General features: G+C 64.9%; 16 protein-coding genes. 10 read left to right on the plus strand and 6 right to left on the minus strand.

The genetic code is table 11. The features are described 5' to 3' along the window. Positions 1-41 precede the first annotated feature (41 nt). The 7 genes from ACIBI6_RS10920 (at position 42) to ACIBI6_RS10950 (ending at position 9856) form a co-directional block, all read left to right on the plus strand. Positions 42-3068, plus strand: coding sequence for an alpha-mannosidase (locus tag ACIBI6_RS10920; protein WP_396955866.1), 3027 nt, complete (start codon positions 42-44; stop codon positions 3066-3068). 169 nt (positions 3069-3237) lie between these two features. Then, a complete protein-coding gene (locus tag ACIBI6_RS10925) occupies positions 3238-3390 on the plus strand; it encodes a hypothetical protein (protein ID WP_364339458.1) in 153 nt (50 codons plus the stop codon). Positions 3391-3459: 69 nt separating this feature from the next. Then, on the plus strand, positions 3460-5853 hold the full coding sequence (locus tag ACIBI6_RS10930) for an FxsB family cyclophane-forming radical SAM/SPASM peptide maturase (protein WP_396955867.1): 2394 nt from the start codon (positions 3460-3462) through the stop codon (positions 5851-5853). Continuing rightward, on the plus strand, positions 5840-6994 hold the full coding sequence (locus tag ACIBI6_RS10935; protein ID WP_396955868.1) for an aKG-HExxH-type peptide beta-hydroxylase: 1155 nt from the start codon (positions 5840-5842) through the stop codon (positions 6992-6994). Before ACIBI6_RS10930 ends, ACIBI6_RS10935 begins: the two co-directional genes overlap by 14 nt. Before the next feature lie 140 nt (positions 6995-7134). Further along, positions 7135-8376 (plus strand): cytochrome P450, encoded by a 1242-nt coding sequence (locus ACIBI6_RS10940; protein ID WP_364339465.1) that lies wholly within the window; start codon positions 7135-7137, stop codon positions 8374-8376. A gap of 48 nt (positions 8377-8424) precedes the next feature. Beyond that, the gene (locus ACIBI6_RS10945) at positions 8425-9291 is read left to right on the plus strand and encodes an LLM class F420-dependent oxidoreductase (RefSeq protein WP_396955870.1); all 867 of its coding nucleotides are present in this window, start codon (positions 8425-8427) and stop codon (positions 9289-9291) included. A gap of 106 nt (positions 9292-9397) precedes the next feature. Then, positions 9398-9856 (plus strand): PaaI family thioesterase, encoded by a 459-nt coding sequence (locus tag ACIBI6_RS10950; protein WP_396955871.1) that lies wholly within the window; start codon positions 9398-9400, stop codon positions 9854-9856. A gap of 43 nt (positions 9857-9899) precedes the next feature. On the opposite strand, the gene ACIBI6_RS10955 is transcribed toward ACIBI6_RS10950, so the two are convergent. The 6 genes from ACIBI6_RS10955 to ACIBI6_RS10980 are packed head-to-tail and all read right to left on the minus strand — an operon-like array spanning position 9900 to position 14880. Beyond that, entirely contained in the window at positions 9900-10742 is an 843-nt protein-coding gene (locus ACIBI6_RS10955) for an acyl-ACP desaturase (RefSeq protein ID WP_396955872.1), read from the minus strand. Between the two features lie 9 nt (positions 10743-10751). Beyond that, positions 10752-11627, minus strand: a complete 876-nt coding sequence (locus ACIBI6_RS10960; RefSeq protein WP_396955873.1) for an SAM-dependent methyltransferase — start codon at positions 11625-11627, stop codon at positions 10752-10754. Beyond that, complete coding sequence (locus ACIBI6_RS10965; protein ID WP_396955875.1) at positions 11624-11884, minus strand: acyl carrier protein; 261 nt, start codon at positions 11882-11884, stop codon at positions 11624-11626. The genes ACIBI6_RS10960 and ACIBI6_RS10965 overlap by 4 nt, the downstream gene beginning before the upstream one ends. Then, the gene (locus tag ACIBI6_RS10970) at positions 11881-12408 is read right to left on the minus strand and encodes a PaaI family thioesterase (protein WP_364339478.1); all 528 of its coding nucleotides are present in this window, start codon (positions 12406-12408) and stop codon (positions 11881-11883) included. The genes ACIBI6_RS10965 and ACIBI6_RS10970 overlap by 4 nt, the downstream gene beginning before the upstream one ends. Before the next feature lie 3 nt (positions 12409-12411). Further along, positions 12412-13200, minus strand: coding sequence for a ferritin-like domain-containing protein (locus ACIBI6_RS10975; protein ID WP_396955877.1), 789 nt, complete (start codon positions 13198-13200; stop codon positions 12412-12414). A 30-nt stretch (positions 13201-13230) separates the two neighbouring features. After that, on the minus strand, positions 13231-14880 hold the full coding sequence (locus ACIBI6_RS10980) for an AMP-binding protein (RefSeq protein WP_396955878.1): 1650 nt from the start codon (positions 14878-14880) through the stop codon (positions 13231-13233). 225 nt (positions 14881-15105) lie between these two features. Between ACIBI6_RS10980 and ACIBI6_RS10985 the strand changes: the two genes are divergently transcribed. The 3 genes from ACIBI6_RS10985 to ACIBI6_RS10995 all read left to right on the plus strand — a co-directional run bounded on the left by ACIBI6_RS10985 (position 15106) and on the right by ACIBI6_RS10995 (position 19106). Beyond that, on the plus strand, positions 15106-16344 hold the full coding sequence (locus ACIBI6_RS10985; protein ID WP_396955880.1) for a cytochrome P450: 1239 nt from the start codon (positions 15106-15108) through the stop codon (positions 16342-16344). Beyond that, positions 16341-17600 (plus strand): cytochrome P450, encoded by a 1260-nt coding sequence (locus tag ACIBI6_RS10990; RefSeq protein WP_364339487.1) that lies wholly within the window; start codon positions 16341-16343, stop codon positions 17598-17600. The genes ACIBI6_RS10985 and ACIBI6_RS10990 overlap by 4 nt, the downstream gene beginning before the upstream one ends. Positions 17601-17753: 153 nt before the next feature. After that, the gene (locus ACIBI6_RS10995; protein ID WP_396955882.1) at positions 17754-19106 is read left to right on the plus strand and encodes an FAD-dependent oxidoreductase; all 1353 of its coding nucleotides are present in this window, start codon (positions 17754-17756) and stop codon (positions 19104-19106) included. Positions 19107-19142: the final 36 nt, after the last annotated feature.

Below are 19142 nucleotides of genomic sequence, written 5' to 3' on the forward strand. Positions count from 1 at the left end.
CGGTTGGTGATCACTCCTCCGGTCCGATGGGAGCCAGCGCTGTGCACGATGACCGTCGGTTGATCGAAAGCCGCCTCGGGCGGGTTCTTACAGAGCGGATCGTTCCGGCGATATATCCGGAATCGGTGCCGCTGCGGGCGTCGATCTGGGTCGCGCCGGATGAGCCGGTGCCGGTTGCCGAGGGCTTGGCCGCGCCCCGGACGCCTATCGAATCCGGTGCCAGGTGGGGCGCACCCTGGGGGACCAGCTGGTTGACGGTCGAAGCCACGGTTCCTACCGAGTGGGCGGGCAAAACCGTGGAGGCGATTATCGATCTGGGTTTCGACCGGAATATGACGGGCTTTCAATGCGAGGGTCTGGTCTATCGGTCGGACGGATCGCCGGTGAAGGGGCTGCATCCGCGCAACCAGTGGGTGCGGGTGGCGTCCCCGGCGGTCGGTGGCGAGCAGGTGTTGTTGCATGTCGAGGCGGCTTCGAATCCGATCATCCCCTTCTTTACGCCGATGCCTCTCGGTGACAAGTCCACAGCTGGTGACGAGCCGCAATACCGGCTGGGCCGAATGGATCTCGCGGTTTTCGACGACGAGGTATGGCAGCTGGTACAGGACTTGGAGGTCCTCGGCGAGCTGATGCACGAGCTGCCCGAGGAGCCTGCTCGCCGCTATGACATCGTGCGTGCGATCGAGCACGCACTCGATACCGTCGATCTGCAGGACGTGAACGCCACCGCCACGGCGGCGCGTGAATGCCTGGTCGATGTGCTGGCGAAGCCCGCGGTACCGTCCGCGCATACGATTTCCGCGGTCGGGCACGCCCATATCGATACAGCGTGGCTGTGGCCGCTGCGCGAGACGGTGCGCAAGGTCGCGCGTACGACCGCGAATATGACCGCGTTGCTGGCCGACGAGCCCGAGTTCATCTATGCGATGTCTCAAGCCGCGCAGTACGACTTCATCAAGCGGCACCGTCCCGAGGTCTACGAGCGGGTCGAACAGGCGGTATCGGAGGGGCGGTTCGTACCCACCGGCGGGATGTGGGTCGAGGCGGATACGAATATGCCGGGCTCGGAGGCGATGGCGCGGCAGTTCGTGCATGGTAAGCGGTTCTTTCTGGCGGAATTCGGTGTCGAGAACGAAGAGGCTTGGCTGCCCGACACCTTCGGGTTCGCCGCCGGGCTACCGCAGATCATCAAGGCGGCCGGTTCGAAATGGCTACTGACACAAAAGATTTCGTGGAGCCAGATCAATCAGTTTCCGCACCATACCTTTCTTTGGGAGGGGATCGACGGCACCCGGATCTTCACCCATTTCCCGCCGGTCGATACCTACAATTGCTCGATGCACGGGCGTGAGATCGCCCATGCCGCACGGAATTTCAAAGAAAAAGGCCGCGCGTCGATGTCACTCGCGCCGACCGGCTGGGGTGACGGCGGTGGCGGTACGACACGGGAGATGATCGCCAAGGCCGCCAGGATGGCCGACCTCGAGGGTTCGCCGAAAGTGCTGTGGGACTCCCCATCCGGCTTCTTCGTCAAGGCCGAGGCCGAATACGAGAACCCGCCGGTATGGGTGGGGGAGCTGTATCTCGAGTTGCACCGCGGCACGTTGACCAGTCAGGCGAAGACCAAGCAGGGAAACCGGCGCAGTGAGCACCTGCTGCGGGAAGCCGAGCTGTGGGCCGCCACCGCGGCGGTGCGCAAGAACCTCGAGTACCCGTACGCGGCATTGGACCGGATCTGGAAGGCGGTGCTGCTGAACCAGTTTCACGATATTTTGCCCGGCTCTTCGATCGCATGGGTGCACCGTGAGGCGGAGCGGATGTATGCGGCGGTGGCCAAAGAATTGACGGGAATTATCGAGCGGTCGCAATGGGTGCTCGGCGGTGAGCGGGCGGGGCCGAATGTGTTCAACCCGACGCCGCACACCTGGCGATCGGTTCCGGCCGGTGCGGCGGCTGCGGTGGATGCGGGTGACCCGTGCTCGGTGGTCGAGCGTGCGGGTGGCGGGTTCGTCCTCGACAACGGCCTGGTGCGGATCGAGGTGGACGCGCGCGGCCTCGTCATATCGGTATTCGACCTCGACCATCAGCGCGAGACGTTGCCACCGGGTTCGGCCGCGAATCTGTTGCAGCTGCACTCGGATTTCCCGAATTCTTGGGACGCTTGGGATGTCGATCTTTTCTACCGAAACCGGGTCACCGACCTGACCGAAGCGGAATTCGTTGCAGTAGAAACGGATTCGAAGGGCGCGGCGGTGGTGCGGGTCGGCCGCTCATTCGGGTCTTCCAAGGTCGAGCAGTCCCTGACACTGCGGGCGGGCGCGCTCGGACTGGATATCGACACCACCGTCGACTGGTACGAGACCGAGAAAATCCTCAAACTCGCCTTCCCCCTGGACATTCACGCCGACCGCTATGCGTCCGAGACTCAGTTCGGGCATATCTTTCGGCCCACCCACACCAACACCAGTTGGGAGTACGCGAAGTTCGAGGCCTGCAATCACCGCTTCGTTCATTTCGCCGAGCCCGGCTGGGGTGTGGCGCTCGTCAACGACTCCACCTACGGCCACGACGTCACTCGAACCGTTCGCGCCGACGGTGCAACGACGACAACATTGCGGTTTTCACTGCTGCGGGCACCGCGATTTCCGGATCCGGAGACCGACCACGGTACGCACCACTTCCGGCACGCACTGCTCCCGGGCGCTTCGATCGCGGATGCGGTGCGTGCGGGCTATCGCATCAACCTCGCGACCTCGCGCCCCGGTGTCGCCGAATCGGTTGAGCCACTGTTCATTATCGACAATGACGCGGTGGTGACCAGCACCGTCAAACTCGCCGACGACGGCAGTGGCGATGTCGTGCTCCGCGTCTACGAGGCTCACGGTGGCCGGGCCTCGGCGCTGGTCACCGCAGGTTTCGGTGTCGCTGGGTTCCGCACCTGCGATCTACTCGAACGCCCGCTGCGAACGGACGCCGCCGCTGTGCCCGAGGGCGCTGGAGTTCGCTTGCGGCTGCGGCCTTTCCAACTCGTCACCCTTCGGTTCGCCCGTTCCGCTGAAGGCGGGTGAACATCGGTCGGTACGGCCGCGCCTGGACCGGCACGCACTGGTCGAGTTGCTATCTCGGGCGACGCCACCAGCGCCTGACTGGACTCTCAAAACTGGGAAGGGCCGCAACAGCTATTTCGTATCATTTGACATGAGCGACAAACGATTTCGCTCGTTAGGAGAATTACTGATGAAGTCAACCAACCGCACCGTGGTGTCCGCTGTGTCTGACCTGCGGGGCACTCCGCTCGGGCAGCTTTCGGGGCAGAGCCTGACGGACCTGCTGGCGAATCTGGCCAACTCCTCGACCACCGGTATTTCGTTCAGCTCCGCTCTGATCTGATCTGATCAGGTATTCACCGTCGATACCGGCTGGCCCGTGAACCGTAAACCGCTTCCCTTTCGTCAGTTTGTGATCAAGGTGCACAGCCGGTGCGATTTGGCGTGCGATCACTGCTATATGTATGAGCACGTCGACCAATCCTGGCGTGGCCGCCCGATGGGGCTCGCCCCGGAGGCGGCCACCAGGATTGCGTTCCGCATCGCCGAACATGCGGCGGCCCATGGGCTGCCCGAGGTCGCCATCGTGCTGCACGGCGGCGAACCGCTGTTGCTCGGTGTGGACCGGACCAGGCAATTCCTGGCTGAGCTGCACGCGGCCATCGCTCCGGTGGCCCGCCTGAATCTGCATATCCATACCAACGCGGTCCTGCTCAGCGAGGCATACCTCGACCTGTTCACCGAATACCATGTGCGGGTTGGTGTTTCGCTGGACGGCGATCGCACCGCCAACGACCGGCATCGGCTGTACCGCAACGGACGCAGCAGTTATGACCAGGTGATCGCGAGCCTCGAGCTGTTGCGTAAGCCGCAGTACCGCCCGCTGTATTCCGGTCTGCTGTGCACGGTGGATATCGCCAACGATCCGATCGCCGTTTATCGCGGGCTGCTGGAGCAGGAGCCGCCACGCATGGATCTCCTACTGCCGCACTCGAATTGGGAGCATCAGCCGCCTGGCTTGCGGATACCACGTGACCCGGAGAATCCGACGCGGGGTGGTGGCGAGTACGCGCAATGGCTCATCGCTATGTTCGACGCATGGAATGCCGACGGGCGACCAGTGCCGTTGCGCACCTTCGAATCGGTGGTGGCGGCCATGTACGGCCGTCCGAGTACCGCTGAGGCCATCGGACTGGATCCGGTGGATCTGCTGGTGATCGAAACCGATGGCACACTCGAGCAGGTCGATTCGCTCAAAACCGCCTTCGAAGGCGCCGCGGCGACCGGACTGAACGTATGGGACAACAGCCTCGACGAGGCCGCCGTGCTCCCGGGAATCACCGTGCGTCGCGACGGCATCGATGGCGTCAGCGCCACGTGCCGGTCCTGTGACGTGGTTCAGGTCTGCGGTGGTGGCTTCTATCCGCATAGATACCGCCCGGGCACGGGCTTCGACAACCCGTCCGTCTATTGCGCCGATCTGAAGGAGATGATCGATCACGTGGCCGAGTCCGAAGCCGCAGCGGGTAGAGGCGGCGCGCAAACCTCCGCACATGACGCCGTTGCCGCGGCGCACAGCTTGTCCGATGACGAATTCGACCAACTGGCAGCCGGTTTCGGTGACGCGGCCACCGTGCGCTGGCTGGCGCAGGCGCAATCTTCGCTGCAACGCGAATTGTTGGCCGCGGTGGGCCGATTCGGTCCACAGGATGACGAAAGATTCACGGCCGCATGGGATGTGCTCGTCTCGCTGGACGCTTCGGCTCCCGAAGCGGTGGCCGCGGTGCTCGCCCATCCGTACACCCGGGTGTGGGCCATCGCCCTGCTGGAGGGGGTGAGCAAGGGCGAGACGGCGGCCGAGGATGTCTATCACCTGCAAGCGGTCGCCGCGAGTGCGGCGCTGCACGCGGGTAGGGACTTGCGGCTGCCGGTGCCCGTGCGCGATGGCCTCGCACCACTTCCGACCTTCGGTGCACTGAAAGCTGGTGTCGACGAACAGGTTTGGATAGACACCGGCTCGGTCGAGGAACTGGATCTGCTACACCCATTGCGTAGGCTGACGGCCACCGATCTGACCGTCCCGCTGGAGGACACCGACCCTTACCGCGTCGGCCACAGCTATGCCGCCGATCGGCTCAGCGATGCCGAGGCGCACCGGTGGCAGCTCGCCTTCGCCGAGGGCATCGACTTCATCGACACACATCTGCCCATATACGCGCCCGGCCTGCGCGTCGGCTTACGCGCGGTCATGCCGATGGAGCCGGATGAGAAATACGACCGAAGTGCTTCCATGCGACTGGCTTTCGGCGCTGTGGGCATCGGGTTGCGACGGGCGCTGGTATCGGCGGCGCTGCCGCTGATCCACGAATTCCAGCACGTGAAGATGGGCGCCATCCTCGACATGTTCGAATTGTTCGACCGCTCCGATACGGCGCTGCGGTATTACGCACCGTGGCGGCCGGATCCGCGTCCGATCGAGGGGCTGTTGCAGGGCACCTATGCGCATATCGGCGTGACCGACTTCTGGCGGGTGCATCGTGAACAGGCCGAGGGAACACAGCGCCAGGAGTCGGAGCGGGAATTCGTGCGGTGGCGCATGATGACCGCGGAAGCCATTCGCCAACTTCAGGAATCCGGATCACTGACCCCGCTGGGGGAGCGGTTCGTCGCGGGCATGAGTGCGACGGTGCAGCCATGGCTCGCCGAATCGGTCGATCCAGCCGCGGAAACTACTGCCGTGCGTGCCGCCCGAGCACACCGCGCCGCATTCGATGAGCGCATGAAGGTCAGCCGTGACCGCGATTGAGGCGCATAGTCTGTCGGAGGATCAATTCGCGCAGTTGGCAGCGGGTTTCGGTGATACAGCAACGGTCAGTTGGCTGGTGCAGGCCCAAGCGTCGGTGCAGCGTGAATTGTTGGCGGCGGTAGGCGGGTTCGGCCCGCACGACGATCCGCGCTTCGCCGCCGCGTGGGATGTGTTGGTGGGTTTGGACGGATCGGCACCGGATGCGGTGGCGGCCGTGCTCGCACACCCCTACACCCGGGTGTGGGCGATGGCACTGCTCGAAAACATCAGTCGCGGGGAGTTCGTCGCCGCGGATGTCTATCACCTGGAGTCGATTGCGGCCAGCGCCGCGCTGCTGGCAGGTGCGGATCTGCGACTTCCGGTGCCGGTGCGCGACGGTATGGCGCCATTGCCGATGTTCGGTGCGTTGCGGGCCTCCGAGCGGGTGTGGATCGATACCGGTCGGGAGCTCGCGTTGGCCGAGGCGGTGCGCAAACTGACCTACGGCGAGCTGACCGTGACATTGGAAGACACAGATCCCTATCGGGCGCTGCCCTATCTCGGCAGCGAAATTCACCCGACCGGGCGGTTGAGCGATGCGGAGGCCGAGCTCTGGCAGCAGGCATTCGGGGGCGCTGTCGAATTCCTCGAAGCGCATCTGCCTGCCTATATGCCCGGCTTGCGCGTGGGTCTGTGCACGATATTGCCGCTGCAACCGGATGGCCCGACCGACCGAAGCGCCTCGGCCAGGCTGGCATTCGGTGCGGTAGGTATCGCGGCCCGACACCTGGATCCGCAATCACTCGCCGAACTGCTGGTACACGAATTCCAGCACGTGAAGCTCGGCGCGATGATGGATGCCTTCGAACTGTACGACCGCGCCGATATCGACCCGCGCTACCACCCACCGTGCTTTTCGCATCCACGCCCGATCGAAGGCCTTCTGCACAGCACCTATGCTCACCTCGCCATCACCGACTTCCGGCGCGTCCAGCGCACCATCGCGACCGGAGCCGCCGCCGAGGCCGCCGAGCGTCGTTACGTCGAGGCCCACACGCTCACCGTCGAAGGTATTACCCAGTTGGAGGCCGCCGCATCCCTCACCCCCTTGGGCCACACCATCGTCGCCGCCATGCGAACCAGGGCTGATTTGGACCGATGACCATCATGCGTCGGTGTAGGCGGTCTCTCGGGTGATGCCACCACCGGCGCACGGCCATTTATTCGCGTTCGGGGTGCGGTGGGGCGGGGTGAGTGCATAGGCTCACGGAGTTTGTCTGTTCGAATGCCTGGAGTTTCTCGATGACGATGCCGTCTTCGGCGCACGGCCGTGCACCGTTCACTTCGCCGATCGATACCGATGGGCCGCGGGTGGCGTTGTATACGCCGGAGTTCGCGACGGATCCGCATCGGGCGTATCGGGAGATGCGGGAGCGGTATGGGGCGCTGGTGCCGGTGGATCTGGCGCCGGGGGTGCCCGCCACACTGGTGGTCAGCTACTACTCCGCACTGCAGATCCTCAACGACCCGGATCATTTTCCGGCCGATCCGCGCACCTGGCAGCGGAGTGTGGCCGCCGAATGCCCGGTGCTGCCGATGATGCAGTGGCGACCGAATGCCTTGCGCAATGCTGGTGAAGCACATGCCAGGTATCGGCAGGCCAATGTCGCGGGCTTGGAGAAGGTCGATCAGTACCGACTGCACGAGACGGTGGCGAAACTCGCTATTCCGCTGATCAATTCGTTCTGCGCCGACGGGTCGGCGGATCTGGTGCGCCAGTACGCGTTTCCGCTCGCCTTCGCGGTGCTCAACGCCATGCTCGGCTGTCCGGCCGATATCGCACAGCAGGCCGCCACCGGTATGGCCGCGATCTTCGAGGGCATCGATGCCGAGCACGGCAATCAGTTACTGGCTGGGGCAATGCTGGAGTTGACCCAGCTCAAGCGTGCCGAGCCCCGCGACGACATCACCACGCGGATGCTGCGGCACGCGGCGGCACTCAGCGATATCGAAATGGTGCATCAGCTCGGCACGCTGTACGGCGCGGGTATTGAGCCGCAACAGAATCTGATCATCAACACCCTCCTGCTGATCCTCACCGACGAGCGGTTTGGCGGCAGTGTGCTCGGCGGAACGTTGTCCACCAGGGACGCGCTCGACGAGGTGTTGTTCAACGATCCGCCGATGGCGAATTTCTGCTTCAGCTTTCCGCGCCAGCCGATCCTCGTCGACGATGTCTGGCTACCCGCCCATCAGCCGGTCGTCATCAGCATCGCCGCCTGCAATACCGACCCGGCGATCGTCGCGAATCAGTACGCGGGCAATCGCTCCCATCTGTCCTGGGGCGCCGGACCACATGTGTGCCCCGCGAATTCGATGGCCTACCTGATCGCGCAGGACGCCATCGACCAACTACTCGACGCCTTGCCCGAGATCCGCCTAGCGGTGCCGCACGAACAGTTGACCTGGCGGCCGGGACCGTTCCACCGCGCACTCACCGCACTCCCGATCACCTTCCCGCCTTCCCCGCCACTGCTGTCCTAGGACCGGCGATGCCTCCCCGACACGCGCCGGGCGTGTCAGGCTCGGCTCATGCGACTGAGTATTTCCCTCGCCGACTTCACCTGGCCGGATTCGCCGGACGCGATCGGTCCGCGGGTCGACCGGATTTCGCGCGCCGCCGATCAGTCCGGGCTCGACTCGGTATTCGTCATGGATCACCTATTCCAGATCGGTTCGAACGGCCCGGCGGAACACGACATGCTCGAGGCCTATGCCGCGCTGGGATATATCGCTGCGCGGACCGAGCGAGTCCGGTTCGGTGCTTTGGTCACCGCCGTCAGCTACCGGGATCCGGGGCTACTGATCAAGAGCGTCACGACCCTCGACGTGCTCTCCGGTGGTCGCGCCTGGCTCGGCGTCGGTGCGGCATGGAATGGCGATGAAGCCGCGGGTCTGGGCCTGTTCTTCCCGCCGACCTCCGAGCGATATGAGCGACTCGAGGAGACGCTGCGAATCGCGAAGCAGATGTGGACGGGCTCCGAAGAGCCTTTCCACGGAGAGCATTACACCCTCGAACGCCCGCTCAACGTACCCAATGCGCTGACCCGCCCGCACCCGCCGATCATGATCGGCGGTCAAGGCGAACGAAAGACACTGCGCCTGGTTGCCCAATACGCCGACGCCTGCAACCTCTTCGGCGGATCCGTCGACACCGTCGCAGCCAAACTCGAAGTCCTGCGGGGACATTGCCGAGCCGTCGGCCGTCCATATGCGGACATCGAAAAGACCATGGTCGCGTACTGGTATCCAGATAAATCGGTTAGCGAACAGGCGGATTCATTCGCCCGCTTCGCCGAGGTCGGCATACAGCACGTCGTACTCGGCCGCCCCGGCCCGTTCGTGGACGAGGACTTCGAGCAGATCGCCGAATTGGTACACGCTGTCGCCGACCTCTGATTTCGATCAGCCGATCGAAGCTCGGTATGCAGTGGGTGGTGGCCAGGTGGAGTTCACCGGGCGCTGGTCGAATGGGGTGGCATTGTTCGCCAGGGAGGAAGAGTCCATGACCAGCATTGATACTCATACCGTCGCCAACCGCGTCGAGGAATTGACGACCGTATTCCAGCGGGGGCTGCAGGAGAATCTGGGGGTCGGCGCATCGCTGGGGATTCGGCTGGAGACCGCGGGGGACGGGTACACGCGGTACTACCTGGATCCCAATCCGGCCACCATCAATGCCATGTTCACCGTGCACGGCGGGGTGATCGCGACGCTGATGGATACCGCGATGGGCAGTGCGGTCTTCACGAAACTCGGTGACGGCGTGGCCTATACGACGTTGGAGCTGAAGGTGAATTTCATTCGGTCGGTGACATTGGACGGATCGCGACTCACGTGTGAAGCCAATGCGATTCACCTCGGGCGTCGCACCGCGACGGCGGAGGGGCGGATCGTGGATGCGAACGGCAAGTTGATCGCACATGGTTCGACCACGATTCTGGTGCTGAATCAGGAGCAGTGAGCAAGTAGCCCTGCCTCCGCGTCTGTGGAGGCAGGGCCATTTATCAGGCCAGCGCGTTGCACTCGCCGATGAAGCGAACCAATTCGTCGAGCCGGTCGGATCTGGCATCTACCGTCCGGTCGATCACCTTCACCAGATGCTCATAGGCCTCGGTGTGGTCGTAGGAGGCCACATCGGCGATCTTCAGTGCCCACCGCCAGTAGCCGCGCATGGTATCGGCCAGTGGCATGCGGAAATTGGCGATGACATCGCGGATCGGTTCTACCGTCGCATCGCCCTGCACCCGCAGATAGCGCCCTACCACATCGGCCATGAAGCTGAAATGCCTTGCCTCGTCACGGGATAACCGTGCCAGTACCGCCGCGAGAACAGGTTCGTCGACCACATCGCGCAGGTGCTGGTAGTACATCTGCGTCGCCTTCTCCTGCACCAGCGCATAGGCGAAGAACTGCACCGGATGGTCGTAGGGCAGATCGAACGGCTTCTGTCCTTCGATCGCCAATTCTTCACGGAGAGAATGGCGTTCGGCGAGGCCGGACGCTTCCTGGTATCGAGTGAGGGCGCGTGCGTGGGTGTCCTCCTCCAGCGCCCATCGCGCGGTGAAGTGGTAGAGCTCGCGGTTGTGGATGAAGGTGGCCCGATCCACGGTGTCGTCTACCGGGAAATGCCGGTGGTACACATCGAAATAGCCGGGCAGATGGTCCTCGATGAGGGTGACGAACTGCACTGCCGAGCGCTGCCCCTCGGTGAGCCGATCCGCATCCGCGAGCGACCAGTCGAAGGCGCTCTCCACATCCCAGGCCCGCGCGGCCGGGGAGGCGGCGAGGAAGCCGTCGACCGCGGCCGCCACTTCGTCGACCGGAATCAGTGCTGACTTCATATTCATCTGCCTCTCCTACCGGGCATTGCGACAGGTCAGCGCGTAATGCTTGGTCGTATAACCCCATCCGGCATTGGCGATCTCCAGGTAGTGCCGCAGCTTCGCGGCGAGCCCCGGACCGTGCGCGTCGATGCGTTCGGCGGCCGCGTCCACATTGGCGATCCAGTCGTCGATGGTGCGGCGGTAGTGCTCGGTGAGATCGTCCACCGCGATGATCGACAAACCGGCGTCCTCGGCGGCGGTCAGCAACTCCGACAGTGGGCGTAGATCACCCCAGCCGAATATGTCCTCGCGGACGAACTCGGTGCCGACGCGGGTGTCGAAGGCATTGCGGGCGGCGGCATTTCGGAAACAGCTCTCCGAGACATAGAGTGTGCCACCACGCCGCAGCACCGACCGTGCGCGCCGGAAGACCGCGCCGAGGTCGGGCATGTGCACGATCGAGCCGAGCAGGGTCACCGCGTCGAAGCTGCGAACCGGCAGGTCGAGCTCTTCGAAGTGGCCGACCCTGGTGTGCACCCGTTCGGTGACACCACGTGCGAGGGCCTGTTCGGCGATGTACTCGTGCTGGCGCGGTGCCGGGCTGACTCCCATTGTGTCGCAACCGAATTCCTCGGCCATGAACAGGATCAGCGAACCCCAACCGCATCCGACATCGAGCAGTCGCTCCCCGCCGCGCAATCCGAGCCGATCGGCGACGAAGCGCAGCTTCCGCCGCTGCGCTTGTTCGAGGGTTTCGGTGTTTACCCGCCCCGCCGACTCCGTTGGCTGCCGTCCCACAGTCGGCGAGTTGTACAGCGCCGAACTGTATTTACGCAGCGGATCGAGGAACTGGCCGAAGATATCCGGATCCAGGTCGTAGTGCTGGTTGGTATCGGCCGTGACAGTCATGGCTGCACCTCGTGCAGGGCCCGATCGACCACCTTGACGACATCGGCGAGCGTGGCGAGACCGAAGACATCCTGGTCCTCCAGTTCGACGTCGTAGGTGCGTTCGATCTTGGCGACCATGCGCAGCACGCGCACCGAATCGACACCCGCCATACCGCGCAGGTCGACGTCGGGTCGTAGGTCGGCCTCGGCGATGCCGGTCTCGGTGGCGGCGATATCGGTGACGGTGCGCAGGATGTCGTCGGCGGTGCGGGTCATTGTTGGACTCCATTCGAAGAGAGGGCATTCGCCGTGGTCAATGCGTGCGAGAGCAGGGCGACCTCGTCGTCGCGGAGGGTGAGTTGATGGCGGACCGCATCGAGTTCGAACGGCTGATAGGCCGCGCTGGAGGTGGCGCACACGCTGCCCTCGGCGTCCAGGATCTCGGCCGATGCCTGAATCGGCTGCTCGGAATCGGATAGCGTTGCCACACAGTGGTATTCGTGGTCGATCAGCAGCGGCGAGATGAACCGGGTTCGCTGGGAGACCGTGAATGCGGGATGGTGGCGGGCCAGCACGATCAGATTGCCCATCACCTCATCGCAGATCACGCCGATGAGTCCGCCGTGCACCACGCCCGGATAGGACTCGAAGCTGCGTCCGAGCCGGAACCGGGCCTGCAGACCGTCCCGATGCGGTTCGAACTCGAGCCGCAGCCCGGATGCGTTGTGCGGGGAGCAGCCGAAGCAGTGGTAGTCCGGAATCACCGACCATGGCACCTGAACCGAACTATGTCGCTCCATGAGCTAGGCGATCGCGTCGGCTAGGGCCCGGCGGACCTTCGCGTTGGAGGACAGGTCGAGGCCGGTCATATTGGCGAAGGTGCGACGCACCTTGTCGTGCAGCACATCCAGCTCGCCCTCGGCGGCGACCTGTTCGAGGAACAGATCGAATCCGGTGTCGATGGTCTCGTGGTCGCCGAGTTCGCTGATGCCCGCCTTGAAGGTGCTCACCGGATGCTTGATCTTGGCCTCGGAGCTGTAGACGTAGAGGGTCTCCAACACCGAGGGCAGTTCCTCGGGCCGCTGCTGCAGCCGTTTGGTGGCGTAGTGGATGAATTCGCGGGCATGTCCGGCCTCATCGCGACTCGCATTGAGCAGCAGGCCCTTCAGCACCGGTTCCTGCACCCAGTTCGCGACGGCGCGGTAAATGTGGTTCACCGTGAGTTCGGAGATGATATTCGTGGCCAGGGTGGCCGAGGGGGTGGTGCCGGGCGCGTACGGCTCGCGCATGGAGTCGACGGCCTTCTCGTCCACGCTCTCGCCGACCGCGCCGAGCCAGGAGCGAAAAGCATAGTGGTGCTGCACTTCCTGATAGCCCCACACCACGGCGAAGGTGGAGAAGTCGTAGTCGTCGACGAATTCGTTCATGAAGCCGTGGACCGCGGCGATGACATTGGATTCGCCCATCGTCGCGCTCTTGGCCAGCGTCACGTATTCGGGCCGCACCAATGCGCGGTCGACGACATCGAGGTCCAGATCGGTCAGCCGCCAATGCAGGCGCTCGTAGTGACGGAAGACGTCATAGCTGTGCACAGGAGACTCCAGTTCGGTCGAGTGCGTTTGTCATTGCCGTTGGGAGATGAGGTCGCGGGCGGCGAGGCGCTGTAATTTGCCGCTGCTGGTGCGTGGAATGCTGCGTGGCGCAACGAGATACACCTCGACTGCGGCGAGCCCGAGCGCTGTGGCGATGCGGCGGCGGATCTGCTCTACGAGTGCGTCGGCTGTCGCGCTGGTGCACTCGGATTCGGCGATCAGCGCCATCACATCCGCGCCGGCGGGATCGGTTGTGGCGGTGCAGCGGCCCTTGTAGATGCCGTCGAGGTCACCTACGGCGGCTTCGACATCCTGGGCGTAGTAGTTGACGCCGCGCACGGTGATCATGTCCTTGCACCGGCCGGTGACGAAGAGTTCGCCATTGCGCTGGTAGCCGAGATCGCCTGTGCACAGCCAACCTTCGGTATGCAGTTCGACCACGCTCGACGGGTCGGCGGTCAGATAGCCGTCGGTGACCGAGGGACCCTGGATGTGGATTTCGCCGACAGCGCCATCCGGGAGTTCCTCGCCGGTACCGAGATCCACGATCCGCAGCCGCAGATCGGTCACGGTGGAGCCGACACCGGCAACGGCACGCGCACCAGGCGTGCCCGGTGAAACAAGTTGTGCCCGAGCGTCATCTGCGAGCGTTGCGCGATCCACCCATTCGAACAGCGGTTCCCGGCCCAGCGGTGGGAAGGCGACTGCGAGGGTCGCCTCGGCCATGCCGTAGACCGCGAACATGGTTGCGGGCGCGAAGCCGGCGGGCGCGAAATGCTCGCAGAACGCGTCGACTACGTCGCGGGAGATCGGTTCGGAACCGTTGCAGGCAATGCGCCAGCGCCGCAGGTCGTAGTCGGTGACCTCGTCCGCCGGGATAGCGTTGAGCAGTGCCTCGTAGCCGAAATTGGGCATGGCGGTGATCGTGGTGCCGCTGGTCGCGAATTCGGCGAGCCAGCGTGCCGGATCCTTGACGAATGCCAGCGGCGACCAGACATGCGCCGGAATTCCGCGCAGGATCGCGGACAACGTACCGAACAGGCCCATATCGTGGAACAGCGGCAGCCAGAACCCGCCCTGATCGGTCAGGTCGAGTGCGATGCCGGTGCGGATCGAGGCCAGCCCGCTGAGGGCGTTGTGATGGGTCAGGCGAACGCCTTTGGGAGCGGCGGTGCTGCCGGAGGTGAACTGCACGATGGCCAGGTCGTCGGCGTTGATGGCTGGCAGCGCAGTGCCGTCCTCGGTGAACAGCGTTGCGGTGTCCACCAATTCGACGTCCACCGCCGTGTCGAGCAGAGCTGCCAGCTCGGCGAAGCGGTGCGACACCAAAACCGTGCGCATCCCGGCGGCCGCCACAATGGTGGCGAGCTTCTGCGGATATCCGCTCAGCTGCGCGGAACCGGCGGGCAGGGGCAGCGGAGTCGCGGCACCGCCCGCCGCCGCGACACCGAACAGACCGATCAGGAACTCGGGCGCGTTCGGGCACAGAATGCCCACCGGCTCGCCGCGGCGTATCCCACGCCGGACCAGCGCCGTGGCAGCTGCGCGGGAGAGTCGCTCGAGTTCGGCGTAGGTCAGCGTTTCCGAAACCGACCAAAATGTGGCGGTCACCTCGGGGTGCTCGGCCGCGATCCGGGCCAGCCGCCCCGGCAGCGTTTCGACCGATTCCGCAGAATTCATGTCCGCCACGACAACAGTGAATTGTGACAGCGCATTGAACGCATTGTGAATTACGGTCTGCGATAAACATCCGCGATCATTCAATCGCGTTGCCCGATAAGGTATTCGCGCTATGGCGCGATAGGAACGGACAATCGGCGCCGTCCCGCCGGGCGCGACGGCACCACGATGGACCGGAATTGTTTTCGCCCGGTGTCCATTTCGCTTTCCATTCAGGAGTTGCCGGTGAGTTCCGACCATTCCGCGGTCGAGGAGTTGACCCCGGTTCAGCTGGCGGTCGTCCAGAGCGTCGCACCGCATATGCGACACAATCCGTATGACAGTTATGCGGTGCTGCGCGACGCGGGGCCGTTTGTGCCCGGACCGCACGATATGCACTTGGTGACCCGTCACCACGAGGCGCAGACGATCATGCAGGATCCGCGCTGGAGCCACGCCGAGGAACCGCAACTGCTGCACGGCGACAGCGATGTCGAACTGCCCGGATCGTTCCTCTGGATGGAGCCGCCGGAGCACACCCGATTGCGCGGACTGGTCAGCAAGGCATTCACCGCGCGCACCGTCAGCGGCATGCGGGCCAGGGCCGAACAGTTGGTCGACGCTCTGCTGGCGAAGATGCTCGCCGCGGGCGAGGTCGATCTGCTGGATGCGCTGGCCTATCCGCTGCCGCTCACCATGGTGTGTGAACTGCTCGGTGTTCCGGCGGACGCGCACGAGCACGTACGCCAGATCTCGACCGGCATCGCCCGCGGCCTCGATCCAGACCTGCTGCTCTCGCCGGCTGAATTGGCCGCACGCACCGCGGCAGTACACGCCTTCCTGGAGTTCTTCGGCGATCTGGTGGAGCAGCGCCGCAAATCCCCGCGCGAGGACCTGATCACGGCGCTCGTGCAGGCCGATGATGCGGGCGCCCGGCTGACCCGCACCGAATTGCTCGGCACGCTGTTGATTCTCGTCGTCGCGGGGCACGAGACGACCGTCAACCTGATCGGCAACGGTGTGCTCGCGCTGATCCGCAATCCCGAGCAGTTCGAGCGGCTGCGCGAATTTCCGGAGCTGTGCGAATCCGCCGTCGACGAGGTGTTGCGCTATGACGCGCCAGTGCACCTCACCACTCGCACCGCGCATGACGTGATCACCGTCTCCGGGCGGACTTTTGCACCCGGTGATGCGGTGATCGTCCTGCTGGCCTCGGCCAATCGCGACGCGCGCGCCTTCCCGGACGCCGACAAGTTCGATATCGCGCGGTATGCGAGGGGCCGAAAGGCCGAGCGGCACTTGTCCTTCGGCCTCGGCTTGCACTACTGCCTCGGTGCGCCGCTGGCCCGGCTGGAGATGCAGGTGGTGCTGCGTGCCATCGCCGACCGCGTCGCGGCCATGACCCTGCTCGACGAACCGTCGTATCGGCCGAATGTGGTCGTGCGCGGCATGTCCGAACTTCATGTGCGGCTGGAGGAAAAATGAATACAGCAGATTCCGTGAGGGGTGGCGGTCGGACGGGTGGGCGCGCGGCCGTTCCCATCACTTTCGACGCCTTCGATCCCAGCGAACGGGCGGACCCGTATCCGGCATACCGTCGGGTGCGCGATGCCGCCGCACTGTTCCCGTACGAATTCGGCGATGTGCCGGTCACTTTGATCACCCGCTATGAGGAATGCGCCGCCATCCTCACCGGATCGGACTGGGGTCACGGCTATGCCGCCGGAATCAGCCCGTTCCGGGACACCACCGCCGCGATTCCGGGCTCGTTCGTCCGAATGGATCCGCCCGAACACGGCCGCTACCGCAAGCTGGTCGCGAAGGCGTTCACGCCGCGACTGATGGCGCAGCTGGTTCCGGTCGCCGGTCAGGTTGTCAGCGATCTGGTCGACGCGGCGGTGCGGCGTGGCGAACTCGATGTACTCGACGATCTCGCGGTACCCCTCGCGGTGGCGATGGTGCCGGTCCGGCTGCTCGGCGCCGATCCGGCCGATGGCGCGCTGTTTCGCGAGTGGCAGCTGGCGATCGCACGGGGCAGCGATCCGGATTCACTGCTCGACCCGCGGGAGGTGGCCGCCCGCGGCACCGCGGCAATGGAGTGCATGGGTTACTTCGCCCGGCTGATCCAGCAGAAGAAAGCGCATCCGACGCCGGATCTGTTGAGCGCGCTGGTGGCCGCGAGCGCCGACGGCGAGCAGCTGACCGAGCCCGAGGTGATCGGCATGTCGCTGTTGACGCTGGTCGCCGGCATGGAGACCTCGATCAACCTGATCGGCAACGGCATGCTGGCACTGCTGCGTAATCCGGCTCAGCTGCGAATGCTTCGGGACAATCCGGCGCTGATCGGGCCGTCGCTGGACGAAATGCTGCGCTATGACGCCCCGACCCAGTTCACTATCCGAGTGGCCCTGGCCGACACCGCCGTCGGCGAGCACGAATTCCGTCGCGGTGACGGCGTGGTCGTGCTCACCGCCTCGGCCAGCCGAGACGATCGGGTATACCCGGACGCGGACACCTTCGATGTCACCCGCTATTCCGGAAACCGCCCGGCGCGTAAGCATCTCGGCTTCAGTCTCGGCATCCATTACTGCGTCGGCGCGCCGCTCGCGCGAATCGAGGCGGAGGCGGCTCTCGGCACTCTGCTGGACCGGGCCCCGAAACTCGAACTCGCCACCGATGCCGTCGAATACCGGCCCAGCCTGATCCACCGCGGCATCATGTCGCTGCCGGTGTCCCTGTGAGCGAGCGAACCATCGATGCGGCCGAACATCGCTCGGCCGTGGTGGAGCCGACTGTCAGCGAGGCGGAGTCATGAGCGAGCGCAGTGAGCCAACGATAGGCGCGGCCGAGCATCGCTCGGTCATGACGGAACCGAGCGCCCGCGAGGCGCAGTCATGAACGAGCGGCGGCACGCGGTGGTGCTGGGCGCGGGCATCGCCGGATTGCTCGCCGCCCGTGTGCTTTCCGAGCACTACGCCCAGGTCACCATTTTCGAGCGCGACATGGTGGTCGGTACCGAGCCGCGGCGTGGCGTACCGCAGGCACGGCACCTGCACGGGCTGCTGGATCGCGGCCGGACCATCATCGAACAGCTGTATCCGGGTTTCACTTCCGAGATGGCCGCTCGGGGCGCTACCACCGCCGAAGCGTTGGTCGGAACCCGTTGGTACGTAGGCGGATTGCGCGTCGCGCCCACCTCGACCGGACTTACCTCGGTAATGGCGACCAGACCGCTACTGGAAGAGGTACTGCGGCAACGAACACTCGCCGTGCCCGGTGTGCGCCTGTGCGAAGGCATGGCGCGCGGCCTCATCGGCGACCCGCAGCGGGTGCGTGCGGTATCGGTCTCGGGCGGATACGTCGCGCAGGCGTACGCCACGGACCTCATCGTCGACGCGACCGGCCGCGGCTCCCGCGCCAGCGTATGGCTGGCCGCCCTCGGTGCGCGGATACCGCTGGAAGAACGCCTCGAGGTCGATCTCGGCTACGCCTCCCGACTCTTCCGCTGGCGGCCGGGCCAGTTGAGCGGCCATTCCTCGGTGATCATCTCCACCGGCCCGAATGGTCGTGGTGGCGGCGCGATTCGGGTCGAGGACGACCGCTGGCACATCACACTGGCCGGGATGCTGGGCGACCACCCGCCGACCGATCCGGACGGCTTTGCCGAATTCGCCGAAACCATCGCCGCAACCGATATCCACGAACTCATCACCACCTCCGAACCGCTCGATGCCGCCGTACCGCACCGGTTCCGATCTCCGGTGCGCCGCCGCTTCGAGCGTCTTCCTGCTGTGCCGCAAGGCTTTCTGGTTCTCGGTGACGCGCTGTGCAGCTTCAATCCGCTGTACGCGCAGGGCATGGCTGTGGCCGCGCAACAGGCCCTGGTTTTGCGCGAATGTCTGCGGGCCGGATCCGAGGCCGAGCTACCTGCCCGGTTCTACTCCGCCGCAGGCAGAGTGGTCGATGTCGCGTGGCAGCTCGCGGCCGGTGCCGATCTCAGCCATTCGGGCGTCATCGGCCCGCGAACGACGCGCACGCGCCTCACCAATGCCTATGTCGCCCGAGCGCACCGCGCCGCACATATCGATCCGCAGGTCGCGCGCACCTTTCTGCGGGTCGCGAACCTCGTCGAACCGCCAGCAGCACTGCTGCATCCGCTGGTCGCGAGCCGAATCCTGCTGCGCGGCAACACGAAACCGGACGCGGCGCCCGAACGCGCACCGATCCTCATCGAACCGACGCGGTGACGGGTCCGCAATGTCGCGCCCCGCACCGCCACATTC

Origin of the sequence: Nocardia sp. NPDC050412 (assembly GCF_044458825.1) — a bacterium.
Taxonomy (GTDB): domain Bacteria; phylum Actinomycetota; class Actinomycetes; order Mycobacteriales; family Mycobacteriaceae; genus Nocardia.